Source organism: Salmonella sp. SAL00670, from assembly GCF_046552235.1.
Taxonomy (GTDB): Bacteria; Pseudomonadota; Gammaproteobacteria; order Enterobacterales; family Enterobacteriaceae; genus Salmonella; species Salmonella enterica.
This window is the reverse complement of record NZ_JBGDUO010000002.1, coordinates 330,404-357,089: the sequence shown is the minus strand read 5'-3', so window position 1 is coordinate 357,089 and position 26,686 is coordinate 330,404. Positions and strand designations below refer to the sequence as shown.

The 26,686-nt window shown below is 53.7% G+C and carries 23 protein-coding genes; 16 read left to right on the top strand and 7 right to left on the bottom strand.

Annotated features, from left to right (window positions below; translation table 11 throughout):
- Nucleotides 1–49: 49 nt before the first annotated feature.
- The 4 genes from kduI (at nt 50) to ACLJRS_RS09090 (ending at nt 4,295) form a co-directional block, all read left to right on the top strand.
- Nucleotides 50–886: a 5-dehydro-4-deoxy-D-glucuronate isomerase gene (gene kduI, locus ACLJRS_RS09105; RefSeq protein ID WP_000383274.1), complete on the top strand. Its 837-nt coding sequence runs from the start codon at nt 50–52 to the stop codon at nt 884–886.
- A 56-nt stretch (nt 887–942) separates the two neighbouring features.
- Nucleotides 943–1,704: a 2-dehydro-3-deoxy-D-gluconate 5-dehydrogenase KduD gene (kduD, locus tag ACLJRS_RS09100; protein ID WP_000602491.1), complete on the top strand. Its 762-nt coding sequence runs from the start codon at nt 943–945 to the stop codon at nt 1,702–1,704.
- A 352-nt stretch (nt 1,705–2,056) separates the two neighbouring features.
- Nucleotides 2,057–3,475, top strand: coding sequence for an arabinose-proton symporter AraE (gene araE / locus ACLJRS_RS09095; protein ID WP_000253650.1), 1,419 nt, complete (start codon nt 2,057–2,059; stop codon nt 3,473–3,475).
- 112 nt (nt 3,476–3,587) lie between these two features.
- A complete protein-coding gene (locus tag ACLJRS_RS09090; RefSeq protein WP_410957784.1) occupies nt 3,588–4,295 on the top strand; it encodes an aspartate/glutamate racemase in 708 nt (235 codons plus the stop codon).
- On the opposite strand, the gene ACLJRS_RS09085 is transcribed toward ACLJRS_RS09090, so the two are convergent.
- The gene (locus ACLJRS_RS09085) at nt 4,267–5,202 is read right to left on the bottom strand and encodes a LysR family transcriptional regulator (RefSeq protein ID WP_000741802.1); all 936 of its coding nucleotides are present in this window, start codon (nt 5,200–5,202) and stop codon (nt 4,267–4,269) included. The genes ACLJRS_RS09090 and ACLJRS_RS09085 overlap by 29 nt on opposite strands.
- Nucleotides 5,203–5,319: 117 nt before the next feature.
- Between ACLJRS_RS09085 and lysA the strand changes: the two genes are divergently transcribed.
- Complete coding sequence (gene lysA / locus ACLJRS_RS09080) at nt 5,320–6,582, top strand: diaminopimelate decarboxylase (protein WP_000056597.1); 1,263 nt, start codon at nt 5,320–5,322, stop codon at nt 6,580–6,582.
- 9 nt (nt 6,583–6,591) lie between these two features.
- On the opposite strand, the gene ACLJRS_RS09075 is transcribed toward lysA, so the two are convergent.
- A complete protein-coding gene (locus ACLJRS_RS09075; RefSeq protein ID WP_000968346.1) occupies nt 6,592–7,614 on the bottom strand; it encodes a LacI family DNA-binding transcriptional regulator in 1,023 nt (340 codons plus the stop codon).
- A 10-nt stretch (nt 7,615–7,624) separates the two neighbouring features.
- Nucleotides 7,625–8,653: an HTH-type transcriptional regulator GalR gene (gene galR / locus ACLJRS_RS09070; RefSeq protein WP_000201030.1), complete on the bottom strand. Its 1,029-nt coding sequence runs from the start codon at nt 8,651–8,653 to the stop codon at nt 7,625–7,627.
- A gap of 592 nt (nt 8,654–9,245) precedes the next feature.
- On the opposite strand from galR, the gene aas reads away from it, so the two are divergent.
- Both aas and lplT read left to right on the top strand, forming a co-directional pair.
- A complete protein-coding gene (gene aas / locus ACLJRS_RS09065) occupies nt 9,246–11,405 on the top strand; it encodes a bifunctional acyl-ACP--phospholipid O-acyltransferase/long-chain-fatty-acid--ACP ligase (protein ID WP_410957783.1) in 2,160 nt (719 codons plus the stop codon).
- Nucleotides 11,398–12,600, top strand: a complete 1,203-nt coding sequence (lplT, locus tag ACLJRS_RS09060) for a lysophospholipid transporter LplT (protein ID WP_000004689.1) — start codon at nt 11,398–11,400, stop codon at nt 12,598–12,600. Before aas ends, lplT begins: the two co-directional genes overlap by 8 nt.
- A gap of 86 nt (nt 12,601–12,686) precedes the next feature.
- Here the strand turns inward: lplT and ACLJRS_RS09055 are convergent, their stop codons facing one another.
- The 4 genes from ACLJRS_RS09055 to mutH form a co-directional block, all read right to left on the bottom strand.
- Complete coding sequence (locus ACLJRS_RS09055; protein WP_000558960.1) at nt 12,687–13,727, bottom strand: NADP(H)-dependent aldo-keto reductase; 1,041 nt, start codon at nt 13,725–13,727, stop codon at nt 12,687–12,689.
- A gap of 190 nt (nt 13,728–13,917) precedes the next feature.
- Complete coding sequence (locus ACLJRS_RS09050) at nt 13,918–14,136, bottom strand: YgdI/YgdR family lipoprotein (protein ID WP_000758662.1); 219 nt, start codon at nt 14,134–14,136, stop codon at nt 13,918–13,920.
- 169 nt (nt 14,137–14,305) lie between these two features.
- On the bottom strand, nt 14,306–15,019 hold the full coding sequence (locus tag ACLJRS_RS09045) for a TerC family protein (RefSeq protein WP_000895635.1): 714 nt from the start codon (nt 15,017–15,019) through the stop codon (nt 14,306–14,308).
- Between the two features lie 181 nt (nt 15,020–15,200).
- A complete protein-coding gene (mutH, locus tag ACLJRS_RS09040) occupies nt 15,201–15,896 on the bottom strand; it encodes a DNA mismatch repair endonuclease MutH (protein WP_001274930.1) in 696 nt (231 codons plus the stop codon).
- Between the two features lie 682 nt (nt 15,897–16,578).
- Between mutH and rppH the strand changes: the two genes are divergently transcribed.
- The 9 genes from rppH to recC all read left to right on the top strand — a co-directional run bounded on the left by rppH (nt 16,579) and on the right by recC (nt 26,565).
- Nucleotides 16,579–17,109: an RNA pyrophosphohydrolase gene (gene rppH, locus ACLJRS_RS09035; protein ID WP_000564481.1), complete on the top strand. Its 531-nt coding sequence runs from the start codon at nt 16,579–16,581 to the stop codon at nt 17,107–17,109.
- Between the two features lie 12 nt (nt 17,110–17,121).
- Nucleotides 17,122–19,368 carry a phosphoenolpyruvate--protein phosphotransferase gene (gene ptsP / locus ACLJRS_RS09030; protein ID WP_000957887.1) on the top strand — a complete coding sequence of 749 codons (2,247 nt, stop codon included), beginning with the start codon at nt 17,122–17,124 and terminating at the stop codon, nt 19,366–19,368.
- Nucleotides 19,369–19,583: 215 nt separating this feature from the next.
- On the top strand, nt 19,584–20,459 hold the full coding sequence (gene lgt, locus ACLJRS_RS09025; RefSeq protein WP_000204645.1) for a prolipoprotein diacylglyceryl transferase: 876 nt from the start codon (nt 19,584–19,586) through the stop codon (nt 20,457–20,459).
- A gap of 6 nt (nt 20,460–20,465) precedes the next feature.
- On the top strand, nt 20,466–21,260 hold the full coding sequence (thyA, locus tag ACLJRS_RS09020; RefSeq protein WP_000816247.1) for a thymidylate synthase: 795 nt from the start codon (nt 20,466–20,468) through the stop codon (nt 21,258–21,260).
- Between the two features lie 184 nt (nt 21,261–21,444).
- On the top strand, nt 21,445–21,915 hold the full coding sequence (locus tag ACLJRS_RS09015; RefSeq protein ID WP_000744668.1) for a prepilin peptidase-dependent protein: 471 nt from the start codon (nt 21,445–21,447) through the stop codon (nt 21,913–21,915).
- A complete protein-coding gene (locus tag ACLJRS_RS09010) occupies nt 21,906–22,469 on the top strand; it encodes a prepilin peptidase-dependent protein (RefSeq protein WP_000029149.1) in 564 nt (187 codons plus the stop codon). Before ACLJRS_RS09015 ends, ACLJRS_RS09010 begins: the two co-directional genes overlap by 10 nt.
- Nucleotides 22,466–22,873 carry a DUF2509 family protein gene (locus ACLJRS_RS09005; protein WP_001078530.1) on the top strand — a complete coding sequence of 136 codons (408 nt, stop codon included), beginning with the start codon at nt 22,466–22,468 and terminating at the stop codon, nt 22,871–22,873. Before ACLJRS_RS09010 ends, ACLJRS_RS09005 begins: the two co-directional genes overlap by 4 nt.
- Nucleotides 22,858–23,178: a prepilin-type N-terminal cleavage/methylation domain-containing protein gene (locus tag ACLJRS_RS09000; RefSeq protein ID WP_000019290.1), complete on the top strand. Its 321-nt coding sequence runs from the start codon at nt 22,858–22,860 to the stop codon at nt 23,176–23,178. Before ACLJRS_RS09005 ends, ACLJRS_RS09000 begins: the two co-directional genes overlap by 16 nt.
- Before the next feature lie 15 nt (nt 23,179–23,193).
- Nucleotides 23,194–26,565 (top strand): exodeoxyribonuclease V subunit gamma, encoded by a 3,372-nt coding sequence (gene recC, locus ACLJRS_RS08995; protein WP_000946832.1) that lies wholly within the window; start codon nt 23,194–23,196, stop codon nt 26,563–26,565.
- Nucleotides 26,566–26,686 lie beyond the last annotated feature (121 nt).

Genomic DNA, 26,686 nt, shown 5'->3' with positions numbered 1-26,686 from the left:
GTGTTTTGAATTTTATGCCATTGCGATCGATTTATCATTGGAGGGAAAAGTGGACGTAAGGCAAAGCATCCATAGCGAGCACGCTAAAACGCTGGACACCCAGGCGCTGCGACGCGAGTTTTTAATAGAAAATATTTTTGTCGCTGATGAATATACGATGGTCTACAGCCATATCGACCGTATTATTGTCGGCGGCATTATGCCCGTCAGCCATTCTGTTGAAATCGGCGGAGAGGTGGGTAAACAGCTTGGCGTTTCCCGGTTACTGGACCGCCGCGAGCTGGGCGTCATTAATATTGGCGGCGCGGGCGCCATTATCGTTGACGGGCAGCGCCATGATATTGGTCATCGTGATGCTCTGTATATTGGTAAAGGGGCGAAAGAGCTGGTCTTCGTCAGCAATGAGGCGAGCAGACCGGCGAAGTTTTATTACAACTGCGCGCCAGCGCATACCGCTTATCCGACGAAAAAAGTGTCGCCTGCCGACGTTGCGCCCGTCACCTTAGGCGATAACCTCACCAGTAACCGTCGCACCATCAATAAATACTTCGTACCGGATGTACTGGAAACCTGTCAGCTCAGCATGGGACTCACCGAACTGGCGCCCGGCAATCTATGGAACACCATGCCATGCCATACCCATGAGCGCCGTATGGAAGTGTACCTCTATTTCAATATGGAAGAGGACAGTTGCGTTTTCCATATGATGGGGCAGCCTCAGGAAACCCGTCATATTGTGATGCGTAATGAACAGGCGGTTATTTCCCCAAGCTGGTCAATACATTCCGGCGTTGGCACCAAAGCCTATACGTTTATTTGGGGCATGGTGGGAGAAAATCAGGTCTTCGATGACATGGATCACGTTGCGGTACAAGATCTGCGCTAGTCGCGACCGGTGATAACGCCTGTGCGTGACAGGCATGACAAAAATAAGGATTAACAATGATTTTGAATGCATTTTCTCTTGAAGGTAAAGTCGCGGTTGTGACGGGGTGCGATACCGGATTGGGGCAGGGGATGGCGTTAGGGCTGGCGGAAGCGGGCTGTGACATTGTCGGTATTAACATTGTTGAACCGACGGAAACTATTGCGCGCGTCACCGCTCTGGGACGTCGTTTTTTAAGCCTGACAGCCGATCTGCGTCAAATCGATGGCATTCCGGCGCTACTGGAACGGGCGGTGGCGGAATACGGTCATATTGATATTCTGGTGAATAACGCGGGTTTGATCCGTCGTGAAGATGCGATTGATTTCACGGAAAAAGACTGGGATGACGTCATGAACCTGAACATCAAGAGCGTGTTCTTTATGTCTCAGGCGGCGGCAAAACATTTTATTGCCCAGGGCAACGGCGGCAAAATTATTAATATCGCGTCTATGCTTTCCTTCCAGGGCGGCATTCGCGTTCCGTCTTATACCGCGTCGAAAAGCGGCGTAATGGGAATAACGCGTCTGATGGCGAACGAGTGGGCGAAACACAATATCAATGTGAACGCCATCGCGCCGGGCTATATGTCCACGAATAATACCCAGCAATTGCGCGCTGATGCACAACGTAGCGCCGAAATTCTCGACCGTATTCCGGCTGGACGTTGGGGACTACCGGGCGATTTAATGGGGCCGGTAGTCTTCCTGGCATCCAGCGCCGCTGATTATGTTAACGGCTATACCATAGCGGTAGATGGCGGTTGGCTGGCGCGTTAATCCGCTACTGACAAATGCGTTTCTGGGAAAATCGACGCTTTGGCCGAAAAACTGATAAAGCCCTGTCCTCGTACAGGGTTTTTTTATGATCTTATTAGCATAGTCCATATTGTGGGTTTAACTTAATCCATATATTGTTAAATAATAGCTATGATCAATGCTTTAACTTATTGAAATATTGGTGGTTTGAAAAAATACCCGGCAACGGCGTTAAATTTAAAAAGTGTAATATCCATCACATATCGCTATAGCGTAGCCATTTAATCCATATTTATGCCGTTTCCAGCCTGACACTTGAGGAAGAGTATCCCGTACTTTCAGGCTATGTCTTACTCTGTTGTGGCAGGAAAATATGGTCTCTATTAATCATGACTCTGCTTTAACGCCGCGTTCGCTTCGCGACACACGACGTATGAATATGTTTGTTTCGGTTTCTGCAGCGGTAGCGGGACTGTTATTTGGTCTGGATATCGGCGTTATCGCCGGGGCGCTGCCTTTTATTACCGACCATTTCGTACTGACCAGCCGGCTGCAGGAATGGGTCGTCAGCAGCATGATGCTTGGCGCGGCAATTGGCGCATTATTTAACGGCTGGCTTTCATTCCGGCTGGGGCGTAAGTATAGCCTGATGGCTGGCGCGATTTTGTTCGTGCTCGGCTCGCTGGGGTCGGCGTTTGCTTCCAGCGTGGAAGTATTGATTGGCGCCCGCGTGATACTGGGCGTAGCAGTAGGGATTGCGTCCTATACCGCGCCGCTTTATCTCTCTGAAATGGCAAGTGAAAATGTTCGCGGCAAAATGATCAGTATGTATCAACTGATGGTGACGTTAGGCATTGTGCTGGCTTTTTTATCCGATACGGCATTCAGCTACAGCGGCAACTGGCGCGCGATGTTGGGCGTGCTGGCGCTGCCTGCGGTGTTGCTCATTATTCTGGTGGTATTCCTGCCGAATAGTCCGCGTTGGCTGGCGCAAAAAGGTCGCCATATTGAAGCGGAAGAGGTGCTGCGTATGCTGCGCGATACCTCGGAAAAAGCCCGTGATGAACTGAATGAGATTCGGGAAAGCCTCAAACTCAAGCAGGGAGGGTGGGCATTATTTAAAGCTAACCGCAATGTTCGCCGCGCCGTGTTCCTCGGTATGCTGCTACAGGCAATGCAGCAGTTCACCGGCATGAACATCATTATGTACTATGCGCCGCGCATTTTTAAAATGGCCGGCTTTACCACCACGGAACAGCAAATGATCGCCACGCTGGTGGTCGGACTGACCTTTATGTTCGCGACTTTTATCGCCGTCTTTACGGTCGATAAGGCCGGTCGTAAACCGGCGTTAAAAATCGGTTTCAGCGTAATGGCGTTAGGGACATTGGTGTTGGGCTACTGCCTGATGCAGTTTGATAACGGTACGGCATCAAGCGGCCTCTCCTGGCTTTCCGTTGGGATGACGATGATGTGTATCGCCGGTTACGCGATGAGCGCCGCTCCGGTGGTGTGGATACTGTGTTCGGAAATCCAGCCGCTGAAATGCCGTGATTTTGGCATTACCTGTTCAACCACGACAAACTGGGTATCGAACATGATCATCGGCGCGACATTCCTGACACTGTTGGACAGCATTGGCGCGGCAGGTACATTCTGGCTTTACACCGCGCTGAATATCGCTTTTATCGGCATCACCTTCTGGCTGATTCCGGAAACCAAAAATGTCACCCTGGAGCATATCGAACGCAAGCTAATGGCGGGCGAGAAGCTAAGAAATATTGGCGTGTAATCACCCCTCCCATGCCGGATGACGCCTGTTATCCGGCATGATGAAAAATAGACTGGAAACGGATGTGTAAGTTTGTTTCACTGCCATAATGCTTTAAAAAAAGGAGAGCGCAGTGAAAACGATCGGGCTGTTGGGGGGGATGAGCTGGGAATCGACTATCCCTTATTACCGTTTAATCAATGAAGGCATTAAACAGCAGCTGGGAGGCCTGCACTCGGCGAGCTTACTGCTGCATAGCGTAGATTTCCACGATATTGAAGTATGTCAACGCCGCGGCGAGTGGGATAAAGCGGGCGATATCCTGGCGCAGGCCGCGCAGGGGTTACAGCAGGCGGGCGCAGAAGGCATTGTGCTGTGTACCAACACCATGCATAAAATCGCGCACATTATTGAATCTCGTTGTTCTCTGCCTTTCCTGCACATCGCGGATGCTACCGGGCGAGATATCGCTCGTCAGGGGTTGCATCGCGTGGCGCTATTAGGGACCCGCTATACGATGGAGCAGGATTTTTATCGCGGGCGGCTGGAACAGCAATTTGCGATTGAGACCATCGTGCCGGAGGCGGACGATCGGGCGCGTATCAATCAGGTCATTTTTGACGAGCTCTGTCAGGGGACATTCACCGACGCGTCGCGCCACTATTATTTACAGGTTATCGAACAACTGGCTGCGCAAGGCGCGCAGGGCGTTATTTTTGGCTGCACTGAAATAGGTTTGCTTGTTCCCCAGACGCAAAGCGCACTACCGGTTTTCGATACCACGGCAATTCATGCCGCAGATGCCGTGAGCTTTATGCTTTCGTCATCGGCCCCAGAATAACCTCCAGCGGTTCGACCAGGCGCGAAAGGTGCGTTTGTAAATGCTTACTGAAGGCGTCAACCAGCGCGGAGGCGGGGCGGTGTAGCGGGCGAATCAGGCTGACGGTAAAGGGCACGTCAATGCTGAAGCGGCGAACGGTGACGCCGCTGGCGGCATAGTCCAGCGCGGTCAGCGGGTTAACGATCGAAACGCCCGCCCCGGCGCGCACCATCGCGCAGACGGAGGCCGCGCTATGCGTTTCCACCACCATTCTGCGCTTCACCTGATGTTCGGCAAATAACGTATCCAACAACTGTCGATAGCTGTCCAGGCGGGAGAGGCTGATAAAGTTTTCCCTCTGAAAATCGTCTGGCGTCAGTACCGTTTTGGCGGCAAGCGGATGGTCGCAGGGCAGTACGCATACTTCATTTAGCGTTAGTAACTCGGTACGGGTTGTTCCTGCCGGGGCATGAAGCGTCTCCGTCAGCCCTAAGTCGTGGCGCTGGGCGGAGAGCCACTCTTCCAGCAACGGCGACTCCTGCGGCACAATATTCAGGCTGACATCCGGATAACGCGCCAGAAAAGGCGGTAGTAGCGGCGGCAAAAAGGATTGTGAAAAGACCGGCAGGCAGGCGATAGAGAGTTCGCCCTGACGGAACTCGCGCAGACTTTCCGCCGCGCTGACGATGCGATCCAACCCATACCAGGAGCGTTGTACCTCTTCGAACAGGCGTAGCCCTTGCACCGTCGGATGTAAGCGCCCGCGTGTGCGCTCAAACAGCGTTAATCCCAGCACTTTCTCAAAACGCGCCAGCTCGCGACTGACGGTAGGCTGCGAGGTATGCAGCAGCCGCGCCGCTTCGGTGAGATTTCCGGCGGTCATTACGGCATGAAAAATTTCAATGTGACGTAAATTAACGGCAGCCATACGTTTCCCTGAATCATTTATCCCATATCATTTTTGCATAGACTGACAATAAAACGATATTTTTTATTCTTTCTAAGGTATGGCGTAATCGTTAAAAAGCCTGTTCCGGAGTTTGTTATGTCATTGCCGCATTATTACGCTGAAACTGACCTTAACGCTGAAAATTTGCTCAGATTGCCAGCTGAATTCGGCTGTCCGGTCTGGGTCTATGACGCGCACATTATTCGCCGTCAGATAGCCGCCCTGCAGCAGTTTGACGTCGTGCGTTTTGCGCAAAAAGCCTGTTCGAACATTCATATCCTGCGCTTAATGCGCGCGCAGGGCGTCAAGGTGGATTCTGTTTCATTGGGGGAGATCGAACGTGCGCTGGCGGCGGGCTACGATCCGCAAACGTGCCCTGATGATATCGTTTTTACCGCCGATGTGATTGACGCCGCCACGCTGGCGCGCGTCAGCGAACTGCATATTCCGGTCAATGCCGGCTCGGTAGATATGCTGACGCAGCTTGGTCAGGTTTCGCCTGGGCATCGCGTCTGGTTGCGCGTGAATCCTGGCTTTGGTCACGGCCACAGCCAGAAAACCAACACCGGGGGCGAAAACAGCAAACACGGCATCTGGCATAGCGATCTTCCGGCGGCGCTGGCGATAATGCAGAAATACCGACTGAAACTTGTCGGTATCCATATGCACATTGGTTCCGGCGTCGATTATGGCCATCTGGAGCAGGTTTGCGGCGCGATGGTACGCCAGGTGCTGGAATGTGGTCAGGATGTGGAGGCGATTTCGGCAGGCGGCGGACTCTCGATACCTTATCGTGAGGGAGAAGAGCCCGTTGATACGCGCCATTACTATGGCCTGTGGAACGCGGCGCGCGAGCAAATCGCCCGCCATCTGGGACATGCGGTCAAACTTGAGATCGAACCCGGACGTTTTCTGGTGGCGCAATCGGGCGTGCTGGTAACGCAGGTGCGTAGCGTAAAACAGATGGGAAGCCGCCATTTCGTGCTGGTCGACGCTGGTTTTAACGATCTGATGCGCCCGGCGATGTACGGTAGCTATCACCGTATTTCGGCGCTGGCGGCGGATGGTCGCGCGCTTGAAAATGGCCCGTGGGTCGAGACGGTGGTCGCCGGGCCGCTATGCGAATCAGGCGATGTTTTTACGCAGCAGGAAGGGGGAATGGTTGAAACACGCGCCTTACCTGCGGTCATCCCCGGCGATTACCTCGTATTGCACGATACCGGCGCGTACGGCGCGTCTATGTCATCGAATTACAACAGCCGCCCGCTCCTGCCGGAAGTGCTGTTTGACAATGGACAGGCGCGGCTGATCCGCCGTCGTCAAACCATTGAAGAGCTGTTAGCGCTGGAGATGCTCTGAAGCGCATCATTAGGCCGGACGTTGAAAAAACGGGCCCGCGGCGACGGACTCGCGCAGAATCAGCGTGCCGGTAAAGGGCGGGATCGGGGCGACCGGCTCGCTGTTCGCCAGACGAACGGCCTGATCGATCGCGGTGGCTATCATATCCTCGATGGGTAAATAGACTGTTGAAAGCCCCGGTTCAAGCCAGGTTGCGCCCGGCGCATCGTCAAAACCAAACAGCGACACATCCTGCGGGATGCGTAATCCGGCCTGGCGCAGCGCTTTTGCCGCGCCCAGCGCCGTGTCATCATTACAGGCGAATAGCGCGCTAAACGTGACGCCTTCCTCCAGCAATTCCCGGCAGGCGTCATAGCCACGCGTCAGCGTGTAATCGCCGTATTTCACTTTTGCCGGTTGCCAGGGGATGCCGTATTTTTCCAGCGCCTTGCGATAACCCGCTACGCGTGATGTGCCGGTGGGAGTATGAACAGGCAGCGTAATACAGGCGATATCGCGATGGCCCTGCGTAATCAGATATTCCACCGCCTGGAATGCCGCCGTCTCCTGCTCGAAGAAAATAGCGCGATCGCGGGCCTGAGTGACGTTGCGATTAATAATCACCAGCGGCATTTCCGTGGCGTCAATCAACGACAAAATCGCCGGCTCATCCATATAGCGAGTGTAAAGAATAATAGCGTCGCACTGTCTGTCGGCCAGCATTTGTACGGCTTTCTGCTCTCGTTCCGGCGTATCGTGACCATCGGTGACGATCAACTGCTTGTTATGCAACTCCGCCTGGCGCGACGCCCGGCGCAACAAACTGCCAAAATAGAAGCCGTCAAACGTAGAGACGACCAGACCGATGCTGTTGCTGGTGCGATTCGCCAGCGAGCGTGCCAGCAGGTTGGGGCGATAGTCCAGAGCCTGCATCGCCGTAAACACTTTCTGGCGCGTGCTTTCTTTTACCTGCCCCGTCCCATTCAGCACTCGTGAGACGGTGGCCTTTGATACGCCCGCATGGCGGGAAACATCCAGCATTGTCGCCATCATGCTACCCTGATTAATCGGTTGTCGACAGGTGCCCGGTATCCGTCGGCGTGGACACCGAATGTCGGCGTACCAGTGTCGGACTAAATACATGAGTTACTTCTGGCGTAGGGCATTTCCCTGCCAGCGCTAAGGCCAGCTCCGCCGCCTGTGTCGCCATGGTGACGATCGGATACCGAATGGTGGTCAGTCGGGGACGCACATAGCGTGAGACCAGTACATCATCAAAACCGATGAGCGATACTTCGCCCGGCACCCCCACGCCATTATCATTTAATACTCCCATCGCGCCGGCCGCCATCGAGTCGTTATAGCAGGCCACCGCGGTAAAATTTCTGCCGCGACCTAATAACTCAGTCATCGCCTGCTCGCCGCCGCTTTCATCCGGTTCGCCGAACGTCACCAGCCGATCGTTAGCCGGGATATGGCTTTCCGCCAGCGCATCGTAATAGCCCCTCAGGCGATCTTCGGCATCAGAGATAGTGTGATTGGAACAGATATACCCAATACGCGTATGACCTTGCTGGATCAGATGCCGGGTCGCCAGCCATGCCCCGTAACGGTCATCCAGCGCGACACAGCGGTGTTCTAACCCCGGTAAAATGCGGTTAATCAGCACCATGCCGGGGATTTGCTTCATTAATGAGGCCAGGTCCGCATCCGGAATCATTTTGGCGTGTACCACTAACGCTGCGCAACGATGACGAATCAACTGTTCAATAGCCTGACGCTCTTTTTGTTCGTTATGATACCCGTTGCCAATCAGTAAAAAATTGCCGGTGTGATACGCCACCTGTTCAACGGCTTTCACCATCGCGCCGAAAAAAGGATCGGAAACGTCGCCGACCACCAGACCGAGGGTTTCCGTTGCCTGCTGTGCCAGCGCGCGCGCGTTGGCGTTAGGGTGATAGCTCAAGGACTCCATTGCGCTGGTCACCGCCAGCCGGGACGCTTCGCTGGCTTTTGGCGAATCGTTAATAACGCGAGAAACGGTGGCGACTGAAACACCGGCCAGTCGGGCTACATCTTTTATGGTCGCCATGATAATACCTATAGTGGGTAAACGCTTACATTACGCCAGTTTTACGGAAAATGAACGTCTGTTCAAGCCTCTTGCCCCGCCGTGTCGGGCAAATGTGACCTGCACGGGAGAAATGCGTCTGTAAAGTGACAATACAAATCTTTCGTTACAGTTTGCGAAGCGCTGTTGCGATTGTCTGCTGGCAGGCCAGCGAGTCAGGTTGATAGAGTGGTGATCCCAGAGGTATTGATAGGTGGAATCAACGTCATTGTTGATCACACGAATTACACCAACCTGCGTAGAGATGCGCAGGTTTTTTTTTGTTTCGCCTGAACCTGTAACAGTAACGGATAATTTACACAACTCGTTGCATTTCCGTTTATTCCTTTGCGTTTTCGGACTGGCGATGCAGACGCGCGAAGCCCACAATCAAGATCCCAGAGGTATTGATTGGTGAGATTATTCGGTACGCTCTTCGTACCTGTCTCTTGCACCAACCTGCGCGGATGCGCAGGTTTTTTTTCGAACCTATTTTGCTATCGCTCCTGTTACGCAACTCGTGTAATCTGCCACAATTCATGTTTTAGCGAATTGTCGGCCAAAGGGAGTTGAAATGCTGTTTGGATTTTTCCGTAACCTGTTTCGCGTGCTTTATCGTGTGCGCGTCACTGGCGATGTCCGGGCGCTACAGGGGAACCGGGTCTTAATTACCCCCAATCACGTTTCATTTATCGATGGTATGCTACTGGCGCTGTTTTTGCCGGTACGGCCTGTCTTTGCGGTATATACCTCCATCAGCCAGCAATGGTATATGCGCTGGTTAACGCCGCTGATCGATTTTGTGCCGCTCGACCCCACTAAACCCATGTCCATTAAACACCTGGTGCGTCTGGTGGAACAGGGGCGTCCAGTGGTGATTTTCCCGGAAGGGCGGATTTCCGTGACCGGCTCGCTGATGAAAATTTATGACGGCGCAGGCTTTGTGGCGGCAAAATCGGGCGCAACCGTCATTCCGCTCCGCATTGACGGCGCGGAGCTGACCCCTTTCAGTCGCCTGAAAGGTCTGGTTAAACGGCGCTTATTCCCCCGCATTCAGCTTCATATTTTACCGCCGACGCAAATACCGATGCCGGAAGCGCCGCGCGCGCGCGACAGACGTAAGATAGCGGGTGAGATGCTGCACCAGATCATGATGGAAGCGCGTATGGCGGTGCGCCCGCGCGAGACGTTATACGAATCGTTGCTGGCGGCGCAATATCGTTACGGCGCGGGTAAAAACTGTATTGAGGACATTAACTTTACGCCGGATACGTATCGTAAGTTACTGACCAAGACGCTTTTTGTTGGCCGGATTCTGGAAAAGTACAGCGTTGAGGGCGAGAAAATCGGTTTAATGCTGCCGAATGCCGCCATCAGCGCGGCGGTGATTTTCGGCGCGGTTTCTCGTCGCCGCATTCCGGCCATGATGAACTATACGGCGGGGGTAAAAGGGCTGACCAGCGCGATTACCGCGGCGGAAATTAAAACGATTTTTACCTCCCGCCCGTTCCTCGATAAAGGTAAATTGTGGCACCTGCCGGAGCAGCTAACGCAGGTTCGCTGGGTTTACCTGGAAGATTTAAAAGCGGACGTCACACCCGCCGACAAGATGTGGATTTTTGCCCACCTCCTGGCGCCGCGACTGGCGCAGGTAAAACAGCAGCCGGAAGACGCGGCGATCATTCTTTTTACCTCCGGCTCGGAAGGGCACCCGAAAGGGGTGGTGCACAGCCATAAAAGCATTCTGGCGAATGTCGAGCAGATAAAAACGATTGCGGATTTCACCGCCAATGACCGTTTTATGTCGGCGCTGCCGCTCTTTCACTCGTTCGGTTTGACGGTGGGCCTGTTTACGCCGTTGTTGACCGGCGCGGAAGTGTTTCTTTATCCAAGTCCGCTGCACTACCGCATTGTGCCGGAACTGGTCTATGACCGTAACTGTACCGTGCTGTTTGGTACGTCAACCTTCCTCGGCAACTATGCGCGCTTTGCCAATCCGTATGATTTTTATCGCCTGCGCTATGTGGTGGCCGGTGCGGAAAAACTTCAGGAGAGTACCAAACAACTGTGGCAGGATAAATTCGGTCTGCGCATTCTTGAGGGCTACGGGGTAACGGAATGCGCGCCAGTAGTCTCGATTAACGTGCCGATGGCGGCTAAGCCTGGCACTGTTGGCCGCATTCTGCCTGGCATGGACGCGCGTCTGCTGGCGGTGCCCGGTATTGAAAACGGCGGTCGGCTACAGCTGAAAGGGCCGAATATCATGAATGGCTATCTGCGCGTGGAAAAACCGGGCGTGCTGGAGGTGCCGTCGGCGGAAAACGCCAGAGGCGAAACTGAGCGCGGCTGGTACGACACGGGCGATATTGTACGCTTCGATGAAAATGGTTTTGTGCAGATTCAGGGGCGCGCGAAACGCTTTGCGAAAATTGCTGGCGAAATGGTCTCGCTGGAGATGGTCGAGCAACTGGCGCTTGGCGTTTCGGCGGACAAAATGCACGCTACCGCCATTAAAAGCGATGCCAGCAAAGGTGAAGCGCTGGTACTGTTTACGACTGACAGCGAACTCACCCGAGAAAAATTACAGCACTATGCCCGTGAACACGGTATTCCGGAACTTGCCGTCCCGCGTGATATCCGTTATCTGAAACAGCTTCCCTTGCTTGGCAGCGGGAAACCCGATTTTGTGACGCTGAAAAGTTGGATGGATGCGCCGGAACAACATCATGAGTGAGTCAGTACGTACTAACACCTCCATCTGGTCGAAAGGGATGCTGTCGGTGATTGTCGCGCAGTTTCTCTCGGCTTTTGGCGATAATGCGCTGCTGTTTGCGACGCTGGCACTGCTGAAAGCTCAGTTTTACCCGGACTGGAGCCAGCCTGTTTTGCAAATGGTGTTTGTGGGCGCTTACATTCTTTTTGCGCCGTTTGTCGGCCAGATAGCGGACAGCTTTGCCAAAGGCCGGGTGATGATGGTCGCCAATGGTCTTAAACTGGCGGGAGCGGCAGGTATCTGCCTCGGCGTAAATCCTTTTGTCGGTTATACGTTGGTCGGGATCGGCGCGGCGGCTTATTCTCCGGCGAAATACGGTATTCTGGGTGAACTGACGACGGGCGATAAGCTGGTGAAAGCCAATGGCATGATGGAAGCCTCTACGATTGCGGCGATTTTGCTCGGTTCTGTCGCGGGCGGCGTATTAGCCGACTGGCATGTCATCGCCGCGCTGGTTGCCTGCGCGTTGGCCTACGCTGGCGCAGTGGCGGCGAACCTGTTTATCCCGAAGCTTGTGGCGGCGCGTCCAGGACAATCCTGGCGGTTGTCGGCGATGACGCGTAGCTTCTTCAGCGCTTGCGTTGTCCTTTGGCGTAACGGTGAAACGCGTTTTTCGCTGGTGGGGACCGGGCTATTCTGGGGCGCAGGCGTGACGCTGCGTTTTCTGCTGGTGCTGTGGGTGCCGGTGGCGCTGGGGATTACGGATAACGCCACGCCGACTTACCTGAACGCCATGGTGGCGGTAGGCATTGTGGTCGGCGCGGGCGCGGCGGCAAAACTGGTGACGCTGGAGACCGTATCGCGCTGTATGCCCGCCGGGATTTTGATTGGCGTTGTGGTTGCGATCTTCTCATTACAGCACGCATTGCTGCCTGCTTATGCCTTGTTGCTGTTGATAGGTATGCTGGGCGGCTTTTTTGTGGTGCCGCTCAACGCTTTGCTCCAGGAGCGCGGTAAGAAGAGCGTTGGCGCCGGGAATGCCATTGCCGTACAAAATCTGGGCGAGAATAGCGCCATGCTATTAATGCTGGGACTGTACTCGCTGGCGGTGCTGGTTGGCGTTCCGGCAGTGGCGATAGGTATCGGCTTTGGCGTGCTGTTCGCGCTGGCGATCGCGGCGCTGTGGATCTGGCAGCGCCGGCAGGCATCATACTGAGTGAATATGCCGGGCGGCGAGTGCGCGTTATCCGGCTTACATTGTCTCTGTAAGCCCGGAAGCGTAGCGCCACCGGGCACTGACCATCACGGCGCCGGGTAGGTATAAACCTGATGCGCCGCCTCAATCTCCGCCAGAACCTCTTCGCTTAACGTCAGATGCAGACTTTCCACATTCGTCTTGAGCTGCGCCATCGTGGTTGCGCCCAGTAACGTACTGGCGACAAACGGCTGGCGGCGAACAAAGGCCAGCGCCATCTGCGCCGGATCAAGATTGTGACGCTTCGCGATATCGACGTAGGCGGCAACGGCTTTTTGCGCCTGTTCGCCGCTGTAACGTGTGAAGCGGCTGAACAAGGTATTCCGCGCGCCTGCGGGTTTGGCCCCGTTCAGGTATTTACCGGTTAATGTGCCAAACGCCAGACAGGAGTAGGCGAGCAATTCAACACCTTCATACTGGCTGACTTCCGCCAGCCCGACCTCGTAGCTGCGGTTTAACAGGCTATAGGGGTTCTGGATCGTGACAATACGCGGCAGGTCATGTTTTTCCGCCAGATGCAGATAGCGCATAACGCCAAACGCTGTCTCATTTGAAACGCCAATATAACGAATCTTACCCGCTCGCTGAAACTCACTTAGCGCGTCTAACGTCTCCAGCAGACTTACTACTGGCGTGGAGTCCGTCCAGTTATAGCCGAGTTTACCGAAGCAGTTAGTGGGGCGCTGCGGCCAGTGCACCTGATACAAATCCAGATAGTCGGTCTGCAATCGGGTCAAACTGTCGTGTAGCGCTTCGCGAATATTTTTACGATCCAGCGCCTGATGAGGCCGGATGCCTTGATCATTATTACGTGCCGGTCCGCTAACTTTGCTGGCGATGATCAGTTTTTCACGGTTGCCGCGTTTGGCGAGCCAGTTACCGATATAGGACTCCGTCAGCCCTTGTGTTTCCGGGCGCGGCGGTACCGGATACATCTCGGCGGCATCGATAAGGTTAATGCCATTTGCGATGGCATAGTCGAGCTGTGCGTGAGCGTCGGCTTCGCTGTTTTGTTCACCAAATGTCATTGTGCCCAGCCCTAGCGTACTTACTTCGAGCGAGCTGTGGGGTATACGGTGATAGTGCATAGCCGTTTCCTTTTTATTATGAAGTCAGAAATTCCCGACAAAGGACAATAAAAATGGCAGAGGGAAGGCAAAAGGGAAAGTAAAATTGCAGGCTGCGCGGCGTAATTGTTACCGGGCGTGGTCGCCACGCACCGTTACGGGACGCAGCCTGAAGGCTTGCAGAACGCTGACCTCGATCACAGGCCACCGCTTAACGTTCGATGATTTGAGACACTTCGTCACGGTTGATTTGCATCTCGTTTCCCTGTGCATCGGTATAGCTGACCAGACCGGTATCATCGTCAACTTGCGGTTTTCCATCGGTCAGGATCATACGACCATCTTTCGTCGCCATTACATAATCGCTGCTGCATCCGGATACCGCAAAAGCCAACCCTACTGCGGAAATTACAACTGCCCACTTTTTCATCCGTTTGTCCTCACATAGCCTGCATCTGATAATAGTCTGTTAATCATATGTCTGATAATAGTCTAGTAATAACGCGCAGCTCTGCATGTCGGAAGCAGCAAAATCTTAATCTGTGAGAAGAAAGGAAATAAAGTGAGTATTCGCTCCCCGGCGGGGGAGCGAGACAGGATTACAGCGGATTCTTTTTATTACGCAACAGGTTCAGGCTCTCTACTGCGATAGAGAAGAACATGGCGAAATAGATATACCCTTTCGGAACGTGAACGTCGAAACTTTCCAGAATCAGGGTAAAGCCAACCAGGATCAGAAAGGAGAGCGCCAGCATTTTTACCGACGGATGACGATCGACAAACTCGCCGATGGGCCGTGCCGCAAACATCATGACGCCCACGGCAATAACGACTGCCGCCATCATAATAAACAGATGATCGGAGAGGCCAACCGCTGTGATAACTGAATCAAGGCTGAAAATAATATCCAGCAGCATAATCTGCACTATTGCGCCCAGGAAAGAAGAAACCCGGGTTTTTAACCCTTCTTCTTCGCCTTCGATGGACTCATGGATCTCCTTGCTGGCTTTCCAGATTAAAAATAACCCGCCCAGTAACAGAATGAGATCGCGGGCGGAAATCGCTTCGCCGAAAAGCTCAAACAGCGGATTAGTCAGCCGGGTGACCCAGGCGATTGACGCCAGCAGCGCCAGGCGCATAACCATCGCCGCCGCCAACCCAAGCCGCCGTGCGTGGTTTCGTTGCGCCGTAGGAAGTTTTGCTACCACCAGAGAAAGAAAAATAATGTTGTCGATCCCAAGTACAATCTCCAGCAGCGTCAGCGTACCGAGCGCCAGCCAGGCATTAGGATCGGTTATCCATGCAAATAACATCGAACAAAGTCCTGCCAAAAAAAGAAGCGGTAATTATAGGCCCGTCGAGTGACGGGCGAAAGCCCAGGCTGAATTTGCGCAACCAGGAACGGTGTAAAATAGCGGCGACAATACGCTTACGTTTATCGAGCGTCGGTCCGACGCGTAGCCATAGCGGAGGCGCATTTGCGTGTAATGGACGTTACGGATTTTGCAATAAAAAATGGCGAGCCAGCAGCGCCTGCGTAAAATTTTTTTTCAGATAAAATCCACGCGGTAGCGTCAAAATAGGTTCCCCGCGCGCGCCGATAGCCTCGGTGAGCGCCCTGGCATTGGCGGCTTTGGGTCGCAGTTGCAAGACTTCGCCATGACGGGCGGTAATGCGTTCCACCTGGCCCAGCACTATCATGTCCATCAGCTCTTCCCAGTCGAGGCGTAGCTGCCTGTCCTCTTCTTCACTCGGACTCCAGAGTAGCGGCGAACCTACGCGGCGTTCGGCTAACGGTATGCTGCGATCGCCTTCGACCGGCACCCATAGCACGCGCTTCAATTTATGCCGTACGTGACTTGTCTCCCAGGTCACGCCGCTGTTACCGGTTAACGGCGCCACGCAGACAAAGGTTGTTTCCAGAGGACGACCCAGACTATCCACCGGGATGGTTTTCAGTTCTACGCCTAATGCGGCGAAATCCTGCTCCGGCTTGCTCCCGGCGCTGGCGCCGAGCCAGATCTCCAGCAAGACGCCGATCCAGCCTTTGTCTCGCTTCAAATCTTTAGGCGTGGTAATGCCGGCCATCGCCGCCAGCTCGCCTAACGTATAGCCGGAAAGCTGCCGCGCCTGGGCTAACAGCAATGCTTCCGAAGCAGGCGGAGTCAGTAGCGGACAAAGAGCGGACATGACAATTACCTTAGGTCAAAAAATGAGCAGTGATTTTATACCGTATGGGCAGAGTTTATCTTTTTCTGTGTCTTATATTCAATAGACTGATTTTTATTGCCTTTTTTGTGTTGTTTCTTCGTGTTGCGCAACGCTGAAGCGGGTTTTCCAATTCTGGTCACTGACAATGAACAGGATCTTACACTATGTTATCCACAGAAAGTTGGGATAACTGTGTAAAACCACCACTACTGTTTCCATTTACAGCCTTGACGTGCGACGAAAATCGAAAATTCAGACAAATAGTGCGTAAGTTATTGGCACAATCTGTGGATAAAACCGACGCTGGTTGATCTTTCATCAGCATAAGGATCTTAGATGTGATGCTGGTCACGCTTTATGAAGGTAGCATGTAAGATTTGTCTATAACGCAATGAATATAAGGCACTATTTTTACTGTCTCCAGCATGAGGAATTCAGACTGTTCTGGGTTTTCCCGTGGTAATTCCATACTTCTTCACAACTATATCCACAGAAAAGGTGAATAAAATGGCGCAAGGGCGTCATCATCTGTTTATAACTCGGCTATTTACTGTGAGTTATTCAATTGTTATTAGGCTGTGTCACTATTACAGAGTGGTTTACCGCCTCACTGGAGTATGAAACAATCGTTCATATATAAGGTTTATGTTGAGGTAGTCCGGTGATTGATGACGATGGCTACCGCCCAAATGTAGGTATCGTAATTTGTAATCGTCAGGGGCAGGTGATGTGGGCCCGGCGATTTGGTCAGCACTCCTGGCAGTTCCCGCAGGGCGGGATAAATCCAGGGGAGTCGGCAGAACAGGCGATGTACCGGGAACTGTTTGAAGAAGTTGGGTTAAGCCGTAAAGATGTGCGGATCCTTGCTTCTACTCGCAACTGGTTGCGTTACAAGTTACCAAAACGTTTGGTGCGTTGGGACACAAAGCCGGTATGTATCGGCCAGAAACAAAAGTGGTTTCTTTTGCAGTTAATGAGCGCCGACGCCGAAATCAATATGCAAACCAGCAGTACGCCGGAGTTTGACGGCTGGCGCTGGGTAAGTTACTGGTATCCGGTTCGACAAGTGGTGTCATTTAAACGCGATGTCTACCGCAGGGTAATGAAAGAGTTTGCAAGTGTTGTCATGGCGCTTCAGGATAATCCCCCTAAGCTACAAAGCGCGCCTGCTTATCGACGTAAAAGAGGTTAAGCCACGCAAATTATGCTCACTCGCCTGCGCGAAATAGTCGAAAAAGTGGCCAGTGCGCCGCGTCTGAACGAGGCGCTGAATATTCTGGTCACGGATATCTGTCTTGCGATGGATACTGAGGTTTGCTCGGTTTACCTGGCCGATCATGACCGACGCTGTTATTACCTGATGGCGACGCGGGGGTTGAAAAAACCGCGTGGTCGAACCGTTGCGCTTGCGTTTGATGAGGGGATCGTCGGTCTGGTGGGCAGACTGGCGGAACCTATTAACCTTGCCGATGCGCAAAAACATCCCAGCTTTAAATACATTCCTTCGGTAAAAGAGGAGCGTTTTCGCGCGTTTCTCGGCGTGCCGATCATTCAGCGTCGCCAACTTCTCGGCGTGCTGGTCGTACAGCAGCGCGAATTGCGCCAGTACGATGAAAGCGAAGAGTCTTTCCTCGTCACGCTCGCTACGCAGATGGCGGCTATCCTGTCACAGTCGCAGGTCACAGCGCTGTTCGGGCAATACCGGCAGACGCGAATCCGCGCGCTTCCTGCGGCGCCGGGCGTGGCTATCGCAACGGGCTGGCAAGACGCGACCATGCCGCTGATGGAACAGGTTTACGAAGCGTCTACGCTGGATACCTCTCTTGAACGCGAACGACTGACCGGCGCTCTGGAAGAGGCGGCGAACGAATTCCGACGATACAGCAAACGCTTTGCCGCCGGCGCGCAAAAAGAGACGGCGGCCATTTTCGATCTGTACTCACACCTGCTTTCAGACGCCAGACTGCGTCGCGAACTCTTCGCCGAGGTCGACAAAGGCGCTGTTGCGGAGTGGGCCGTTAAAAAAATCATCGAAAAATTTGCCGAGCAATTTGCGGCGCTAACCGATAACTACCTCAAAGAACGTGCGGGAGACTTACGCACGCTGGGGCAGCGGCTGTTATTCCATCTTGATGATTCAGTTCAGGGGCCAAACGCCTGGCCGGAACGTTTTATTCTGGTCGCGGATGAGCTGTCGGCGACCACCCTGGCGGAGCTGCCGCAGGACAGGCTGGCGGGCGTTGTGGTGCGCGACGGCGCGGCAAACTCGCATGCGGCGATTATGGTGCGCGCGCTCGGTATCCCGACCGTCATGGGCGCGGATATCCAACCTTCGGTGCTACATCGCCGTACGTTGGTGGTGGATGGCTATCGCGGTGAATTACTGGTCGATCCTGAACCCGTGCTTATTCAGGAATATCAGCGGCTCATTAGTGAAGAGATAGAACTCAGTCGTCTGGCGGAGGACGACGTCAATCTTCCCGCCCAACTGAAAAGCGGCGAGCGAGTCAAAGTGATGCTGAATGCCGGGCTCAGTCCCGAGCATGAGGAAAAGTTAGGCAGTCGGATCGACGGTATCGGCCTGTACCGTACTGAAATTCCCTTTATGCTGCAAAGCGGGTTTCCCTCGGAAGAAGAGCAGGTGGCGCAGTATCAAGGGATGCTGCAAATGTTTAACGATAAACCGGTGACGCTGCGGACCCTGGATGTGGGAGCGGATAAGCAACTGCCCTATATGCCGATCAGCGAGGAGAACCCGTGTCTGGGCTGGCGCGGGATCCGCATTACGCTGGATCAGCCGGAGATCTTTTTGATCCAGGTCCGCGCGATGCTGCGCGCCAATGCGGCGACTGGCAACCTCAGCATTTTGCTGCCGATGGTCACCAGTATTGATGAAGTCGATGAAGCGCGGCGTCTGATCGAACGCGCCGGGCGCGAGGTCGAGGAGATGATCGGCTATGCGATCCCGAAACCGCGTATCGGCATTATGCTGGAAGTACCATCAATGGTATTTATGCTGCCGCATCTGGCTAACCGGATCGACTTTATCTCGGTCGGCACCAACGATTTAACGCAATATATCCTGGCGGTAGATCGCAACAATACCCGCGTGGCCAGTATTTACGACAGTCTGCATCCGGCTATGCTGCGCGCACTGTCCATGATCGCGCAGGAAGCCGAAAAACATGGCCTCGATCTTCGCTTGTGCGGCGAGATGGCGGGCGATCCGATGTGCGTGGCGATTCTTATCGGTCTGGGATATCGCCATCTTTCGATGAATGGCCGTTCGGTAGCGCGTGTGAAATATCTGCTGCGGCATATCGATTTTGAAGACGCGCAAACCCTTGCCAGACGCAGCCTTGAGGCGCAGATGGCGACCGAAGTGCGTCATCAGGTGGCGGCGTTTATGGAGCGCCGCGGGATGGGGGGATTGATTCGAGGAGGGTTGTAACGACTGGAGCGGGAAAAGAGAGTGACTGTGGATTCACGGCGCAGACAACACGCCTGCAAGATGAAAGACAATGCGTATACATATCTTTTAACGGTAATCGGCATCTCGCTTTTAACCCTTGTGCTATTATTCGCACCTTTGGAGCGTCTGCAACGCGCAGGCGCGCTTATCAATCGCTATCTCTTCAGCGAAATAACAAGAAATTGTGGTGACAGATGACCAGTAGCTATCTGCATTTTCCGGACTTTGATCCGGTCATTTTCTCAATTGGGCCCGTCGCGCTTCACTGGTATGGCTTGATGTATCTGGTGGGGTTCGTTTTCGCGATGTGGTTGGCGGTGCGTCGCGCTAACCGTCCGGGAAGCGGTTGGACCAAAAACGAAGTTGAAAATTTACTCTATGCAGGTTTCCTGGGGGTCTTCCTGGGGGGGCGTATTGGCTATGTCCTGTTTTATAACTTCCCTCTGTTTCTGGATAACCCGCTCTATTTATTCCGCGTCTGGGACGGCGGCATGTCCTTCCACGGCGGGCTTATCGGCGTGATACTGGTGATGATTATCTTCGCCAGGCGCACGAAGCGCTCGTTCTTTCAGGTGTCTGATTTTATTGCGCCGTTAATTCCGTTCGGCCTGGGCGCCGGGCGTCTGGGCAACTTTATCAACGGTGAATTGTGGGGGCGCGTCGATCCTGACTTCCGGTTTGCCATGCTCTTTCCTGGCTCACGCGCGGAAGATATTGCGCTGCTGCCGTCACATCCGCAATGGCAGCCTATTTTTGATACCTACGGCGTATTGCCGCGCCACCCTTCCCAGTTGTATGAACTGGCATTAGAAGGCGTGGTGCTGTTTATCATCCTTAATCTCTTTATTCGCAAACCGCGTCCGATGGGCGCAGTCTCCGGATTATTCCTGATTGGCTATGGCGCGTTTCGTATCATTGTTGAATTCTTCCGCCAGCCGGACGCGCAATTTACCGGCGCGTGGGTACAGTACATCAGCATGGGGCAGATTCTCTCTATCCCGATGATTATCGCTGGCGCGATCATGATGGTTTGGGCATATCGCCGCCGCCCGCAGCAACACGTTTCCTGAGGAACCATGAAACAGTATTTAGAACTGATGCAAAAAGTGCTGGATGAAGGCACACAGAAAAACGACCGTACCGGCACCGGCACGCTTTCCATTTTTGGCCATCAGATGCGTTTTAACCTGCAGGAAGGCTTTCCTCTGGTGACGACGAAACGCTGCCATTTACGTTCAATTATTCACGAACTGCTATGGTTTTTGCAGGGCGATACCAACATCGCTTACCTGCACGAAAATAATGTCACCATCTGGGACGAATGGGCTGATGAGAACGGCGATTTAGGCCCGGTTTATGGTAAGCAGTGGCGTGCATGGCCAACACCGGATGGCCGCCATATCGATCAGATCGCCACGGTCTTAAGCCAGCTTAAAAACGACCCGGACTCTCGTCGTATTATCGTTTCTGCGTGGAACGTCGGCGAGCTGGATAAGATGGCGCTGGCGCCGTGTCACGCCTTTTTCCAGTTTTATGTCGCAGATGGAAAACTCTCCTGTCAGCTTTATCAGCGCTCCTGCGATGTGTTCCTCGGTCTGCCGTTCAACATTGCCAGCTACGCGTTACTGGTGCATATGATGGCGCAACAGTGCGACCTGGACGTCGGCGATTTTGTCTGGACCGGCGGCGACACGCACCTGTACAGCAACCATATGGAGCAGACGCACCTGCAATTAAGCCGTGAACCGCGCGCGCTGCCGAAATTGGTCATTAAGCGTAAACCCGATTCGCTTTTTGACTACCGGTTCGATGATTTCGAAATTGAAGGCTATGATCCGCACCCCGGTATTAAAGCGCCGGTCGCTATCTAAGCGCTGACGATCCTGCCATAACCGACGTCATTGCGCGTCGGTTTTTTTTACCCTTCGTCTCAATCTTCGGCGCGGATTCCTGAAATTTTGCAACGCGCTGCAAGACATGAACTTTTTTCCGTAACGTGCCGAACAATCTGTATTTGGCGCTCGTTATTTTTCTTCCGCCCGCCATACTGCCGACATGAAAAAACAACAGGGCTATACGCTCATTGAAACGGTGGTCGCGATGTCACTCATTATCATTCTCAGCGCCACAGGACTTTATGGCTGGCAACGCTGGCAGCAGCAACAGCGCCTGTGGCAAACCGCATGTCAGGTGCGGGATTACCTGCTGCAACTTCGTGAGGATGCTCACTGGCATAACCGCGATCACATTCTTCGCGTGGTCAGCGAAGGCGGTTCATGGTGCTTTGTCAGCTCTGTTGCTACGCAAACATCGTGTACGCCATCTTCCCCCTTTGTGTTTACGCCCGACTGGCGTGATGTCGTCCTTGCCGATATCACGCCGTCGTTAGCCTTCTTTGGCCTGCGCAATACGGCATGGGCAGGGCACATCGTACTGAAAAACGCTGCCGGAGAGTGGCGTCTGGTCGTCTCCTCCTGGGGGCGAATCAGGCTATGCGAGCGTAATGAGGCCGCCACGTGTCAATAACCACGCGGGGGTTCTCGCTACTGGAAGTTGTGCTGGCGATGGCGATAGGTTCCATTTTACTGCTTGGGTCCGCACGATTTTTACCGGCGCTACAGCGTGAAATCTGGCACAACACGCGACAGTTATCGCTGGAAGATGAAATCTGGCAGCGAACCTATACCGTAGCGAAGCATCTTCAACGTGCGGGTTACTGTCATGGCCACTGTATTGGCGAAGGGTTACATCTTGCCGAACAGGGGCAATGCGTCATCGTTCAGTGGGACGGGAATAATAACGGGGTCTGGGATACCATACCGGCGAAAGAGGCCGACCAGACCGGGTTCCGTATGAAGGATAACGTTCTGGAGACATTACGCGGAGCAACATCTTGCCAGGGTAAGGGATGGGAAAAAATGACCGATCCCAATACGGTACTCATCACGGCGTTTACCGTTGAGCGCCGGGATATAGCGGGATTCTCGCCAGTGCTCATGCTGCATCTGCGCGGCGCCAGCAAAGCCGAGCCTCAGACGGTTATTGACGCGCAATACAGCGTAACGGGATTTAATCTGTGAATCGGGAACGTGGCGCTTCTTCGCTAATACTGGCGCTTTTAATACTGATTCTGGGTAGTCTGCTACTGCAAGGCGTAAATCAGCAGCAGGCCAGCTATGCCGCCCGCGTGACGACGCAGAGCCTGGCGATACAACGCCAGGCGCTTGTGCAGTCGGCGCTGGAATGGGGGCGGGGGCAGCTATGGTCAGGCGTAACCGAAATGGAATGTCGGCGCTATTCCTCTTCAGGGGCAAGAGTCTGTTTGCGGAGGTTACCGGGGGATGAGGTGGTGATGGCGGCGCAAGATGACGGCATGACGTTATGGCGTTTGGGCAACGTCATTCAGGGAAGCATTGTCTTTTCTCCCCACGGCTGGAGCGATTTTTGTCCGTTAAAAGAGGTGGCGTTATGTCGCATCCCCTGAATTTACAACGCGGGTTTAGCCTCCCGGAAGTTTTAGTGGCGATGGTTCTAATGGTAATGATCGTCACCGCGCTGTCAGGCTATCAGCGGGTATTAATGCACAGTTTTGCATTACGACACCAGTATCTCCAGATCTGGCGGCAGGCGTGGCAGCAAACGGCGCTGTATCCATTTTCGCCTGCTGACAGCTGGAAGGCCAACCGGATGCAGACAACGCAATCGGGATGTGTCAGCATCAGCGTCACGATGGTTTCACCCTCTGGCAGGCAGGGGCAGATGACGCGCTTGCATTGTCCAAATCGTTAATCGTCAGGAGTAATTATGTTAAGGGTCTACCACTCCAATCGTCTGGATGTGCTGGAAGCGTTGATGGAATTCATCGTCGAACGCGAGCGGCTGGATGATCCCTTTGAACCAGAAATGATTCTGGTACAAAGCACGGGTATGGCGCAGTGGCTGCAGATGACCCTTTCACAAAAGTTTGGTATTGCGGCGAATATCGCTTTTCCGTTACCGGCGAGTTTTATCTGGGAGATGTTTGTCCGCGTGTTGCCGGATATTCCCAAAGAAAGCGCTTTCAGCAAACAAAGCATGAGCTGGAAACTGATGACCTTGCTGCCGCAGTTGCTGGATAAGGATGAGTTTGTACTGCTGCGCCATTATCTGACCGACGACACCGATAAACGCAAACTCTTTCAGCTTTCCGCGCGCGCCGCCGACCTGTTCGATCAGTATCTGGTTTATCGGCCTGACTGGCTTACGCAGTGGGAAGCGGGAAAAACCGTGGAAGGTCTGGGAGAGGCGCAAAACTGGCAGGCGCCGTTGTGGAAAGCATTGGTGGAATATACCGCCGCGCTGGGGCAGCCGCGCTGGCATCGCGCCAATCTCTACCAACGCTTTATTCAAACGCTGGAAAGCGCGACCGCCTGCCCGCCAGGGTTGCCGTCCCGCGTTTTTATTTGCGGCATTTCCGCGTTACCGCCAGTGTATCTCAGAGCATTGCAGGCGCTGGGTAAACATATTGAAATCCATCTCCTTTTTACTAATCCGTGTCGGTATTACTGGGGGGATATAAAAGACCCAGCCTGGCTGGCAAAACTCATGGCTCGCCAGCGTCGTCACAGTTTTGAAGACCGTCATTTACCGTTGTTCCGTGAAAACCAGAATCCGGAAGCCTTATTTAACAGCGACGGTGAACAGGATATCGGTAATCCGCTACTGGCCTCATGGGGAAAACTGGGGCGGGATTATATCTACCTGCTATCTGAACTGGAAAACAGCCAGGAACTGGATGCGTTTGTTGATATTACGCCAGATAATCTTTTGCATCGGATTCAGGCGGATATTCTTGAACTGGAAAGCCATGCGGTGGCGGGCGTAAATCTTGAGGAGTATTCGCGCAGCGACAATAAGCGTCTGCTCGATCCCGAGGATAACAGCCTCTCTTTTCACGTTTGTCACAGCCCGCAGCGCGAGGTGGAAATACTGCACGATCGCCTGCTGGCGATGCTGGAAGCCGATCCGACGCTAACGCCGCGCGACATTATCGTTATGGTGGCTGATATTGACAGCTATAGCCCGTTTATCCAGGCGGTATTTGGTAGCGCGCCAACGGAGCGCTATCTGCCTTATGCCATTTCCGATCGGCGGGCGCGTCAGTCACATCCGGTGTTACAGGCATTTATCAGCCTGCTTTCGTTACCGGACAGCCGCTTCGTCTCCGAGGATGTTCTGGCGTTGTTAGACGTACCGGTATTGGCTGCCCGCTTTACGATCAACGAAGAAGGGCTGCGTTATTTGCGCTTGTGGGTCAATGAGTCAGGCATTCGCTGGGGAATTGACGATGACAACGTACGCGAGCTGGAACTTCCTGCCACGGGGCAGCATACGTGGCAATTTGGCCTGACGCGTATGCTGCTGGGGTATGCGATGGAAAGCGCCCAGGGCGAGTGGCAGTCGGTTCTGCCTTATGACGAATCCAGCGGTCTGATTGCTGAGCTGGTCGGGCATCTGGCTTCGCTGCTGATGCAGCTTAATATCTGGCGGCGCGGTCTGGCGCAGGAGCGACCGCTGGAAGAGTGGCTGCCCGTTTGTCGCGATATGCTCAATGATTTCTTCCTGCCCGATGCGGACACGGAAGCGGCAATGACATTGATTGAACAGCAGTGGCAGGCCATTATCGCCGAAGGCGTCGCGGCGGAATATGGCGACGCGGTACCGATTTCGCTACTGCGGGATGAACTGGCGCAGCGTCTGGATCAGGAACGTATTAGCCAGCGCTTCCTGGCGGGCCCCATCAATATTTGTACGCTGATGCCGATGCGTTCCATTCCGTTTAGAGTCGTTTGCCTGCTGGGAATGAACGACGGCGTATACCCGCGCCAGCTTGCGCCGTTGGGCTTTGACCTGATGAGCCAAAAACCCATGCGCGGGGATCGTAGCCGTCGCGACGATGACCGCTACCTGTTTCTGGAAGCGTTAATCTCGGCGCAGCAGACGCTGTATATCAGCTACATCGGTCGCTCCATCCAGGATAATAGCGAACGCTTTCCCTCTGTACTGGTGCAAGAATTGGTGGATTACATCGGACAAAGCCACTATTTGCCGGGCGACGAAACGCTGACCTGCGATGAGAGCGAAGCACGAGTCAAAGCGCATATTACGCGTCTGCATACCCGTATGCCTTTTGATGCGCAAAATTACCAACCCGGCGAACAGCAAAGTTATGCCAGAGAGTGGTTGCCCGCGGCGAGTCAGTCGGGAAAAGCGCATTCTGACTTTGTGCAGCCGCTTCCTTTTACGATGCCGGAAACATTGACTCTGGAAAGTCTGCAGCGTTTTTGGGCCCATCCGGTACGCGCATTTTTTCAGATGCGGCTTCAGGTTAATTTCCGCTCGGAAGAGAGTGAGATTCCTGATGCGGAACCGTTTGAATTAGAGGGATTGACGCGATATCAACTTAACCAACAGTTGCTCAATACGCTGGTTGAAGAGGACGACGCCGAACGCTTGTTCCGCCGTTTCCGGGCTGCGGGAGAGTTGCCTTACGGCGCGTTTGGCGAAATATTCTGGGATGCGCAATGTCAGGAGATGCAGCAACTGGCAAGCCGGGTCATCGCCTGCCGTAAGCCGAGCCAAAGCCTGGAAGTGGATCTGCTTTGCAATGGCGTTCAGCTAACCGGCTGGCTGCCGCAGGTACAGGAGGATGGATTATTGCGCTGGCGTCCCGCTTTAATCAGCGTGGCGCAAGGTGTGCAACTTTGGCTGGAACACCTTGTCTATTGTGCCAGCGGCGGTAGTGGCGAAAGTCGCCTGTTTTTGCGTAAAGAGGGAGAGTGGCGATTTCCGCCTCTTGATAAAACGCAGGCAATGGCTTACCTGGCGCAACTGATTGAAGGCTACCGGGAAGGCATGTCTTCTCCGCTATTGGTACTGCCGGAAAGCGGCGGCGCATGGATAAAAGCCTGTTATGACGCTGAAAATGATGTCATGTTAGACGACGATGATACTTTACAGAAGGCCAGGACAAAGTTTCTACAGGCTTATGAAGGCAACATGATGGTGAGCGGCGAAGGCGAAGATATCTGGTATCAACGTCTTTGGCGTCAGCTGGAATCTGAAACGTTGCAGGCTATCATTGCGCAGTCACGGCATTACCTGTTACCGCTGTTTCGTTTTAATCAGTCTCGTTGATTGTATGAAAATCGCGCCATTAAAAGGCTTCGACTATGATGCGCTCTTCGTCACGGACTGATTACTGATAAAAAAATGCTGCCTGGTTCAGCACAATAATATCCCGTTCTGCTCAGGTCGA

What these genes read in the sequence shown, in the direction of transcription:
- kduD (WP_000602491.1), top strand. Translation starts at nt 943, where the DNA reads ATGATTTTGAATGCATTTTCTCTTGAAGGTAAAGTCGCGGTTGTGACG.
- araE (WP_000253650.1), top strand. Translation starts at nt 2,057, where the DNA reads ATGGTCTCTATTAATCATGACTCTGCTTTAACGCCGCGTTCGCTTCGC.
- ACLJRS_RS09085 (WP_000741802.1), bottom strand. Translation starts at nt 5,202, where the DNA reads ATGGCTGCCGTTAATTTACGTCACATTGAAATTTTTCATGCCGTAATG.
- lysA (WP_000056597.1), top strand. Translation starts at nt 5,320, where the DNA reads ATGTCATTGCCGCATTATTACGCTGAAACTGACCTTAACGCTGAAAAT.
- ACLJRS_RS09075 (WP_000968346.1), bottom strand. Translation starts at nt 7,614, where the DNA reads ATGATGGCGACAATGCTGGATGTTTCCCGCCATGCGGGCGTATCAAAG.
- galR (WP_000201030.1), bottom strand. Translation starts at nt 8,653, where the DNA reads ATGGCGACCATAAAAGATGTAGCCCGACTGGCCGGTGTTTCAGTCGCC.
- aas (WP_410957783.1), top strand. Translation starts at nt 9,246, where the DNA reads ATGCTGTTTGGATTTTTCCGTAACCTGTTTCGCGTGCTTTATCGTGTG.
- lplT (WP_000004689.1), top strand. Translation starts at nt 11,398, where the DNA reads ATGAGTGAGTCAGTACGTACTAACACCTCCATCTGGTCGAAAGGGATG.
- ACLJRS_RS09055 (WP_000558960.1), bottom strand. Translation starts at nt 13,727, where the DNA reads ATGCACTATCACCGTATACCCCACAGCTCGCTCGAAGTAAGTACGCTA.
- ACLJRS_RS09050 (WP_000758662.1), bottom strand. Translation starts at nt 14,136, where the DNA reads ATGAAAAAGTGGGCAGTTGTAATTTCCGCAGTAGGGTTGGCTTTTGCG.
- ACLJRS_RS09045 (WP_000895635.1), bottom strand. Translation starts at nt 15,019, where the DNA reads ATGTTATTTGCATGGATAACCGATCCTAATGCCTGGCTGGCGCTCGGT.
- mutH (WP_001274930.1), bottom strand. Translation starts at nt 15,896, where the DNA reads ATGTCCGCTCTTTGTCCGCTACTGACTCCGCCTGCTTCGGAAGCATTG.
- ptsP (WP_000957887.1), top strand. Translation starts at nt 17,122, where the DNA reads ATGCTCACTCGCCTGCGCGAAATAGTCGAAAAAGTGGCCAGTGCGCCG.
- lgt (WP_000204645.1), top strand. Translation starts at nt 19,584, where the DNA reads ATGACCAGTAGCTATCTGCATTTTCCGGACTTTGATCCGGTCATTTTC.
- thyA (WP_000816247.1), top strand. Translation starts at nt 20,466, where the DNA reads ATGAAACAGTATTTAGAACTGATGCAAAAAGTGCTGGATGAAGGCACA.
- ACLJRS_RS09015 (WP_000744668.1), top strand. Translation starts at nt 21,445, where the DNA reads ATGAAAAAACAACAGGGCTATACGCTCATTGAAACGGTGGTCGCGATG.
- ACLJRS_RS09000 (WP_000019290.1), top strand. Translation starts at nt 22,858, where the DNA reads ATGTCGCATCCCCTGAATTTACAACGCGGGTTTAGCCTCCCGGAAGTT.
- recC (WP_000946832.1), top strand. Translation starts at nt 23,194, where the DNA reads ATGTTAAGGGTCTACCACTCCAATCGTCTGGATGTGCTGGAAGCGTTG.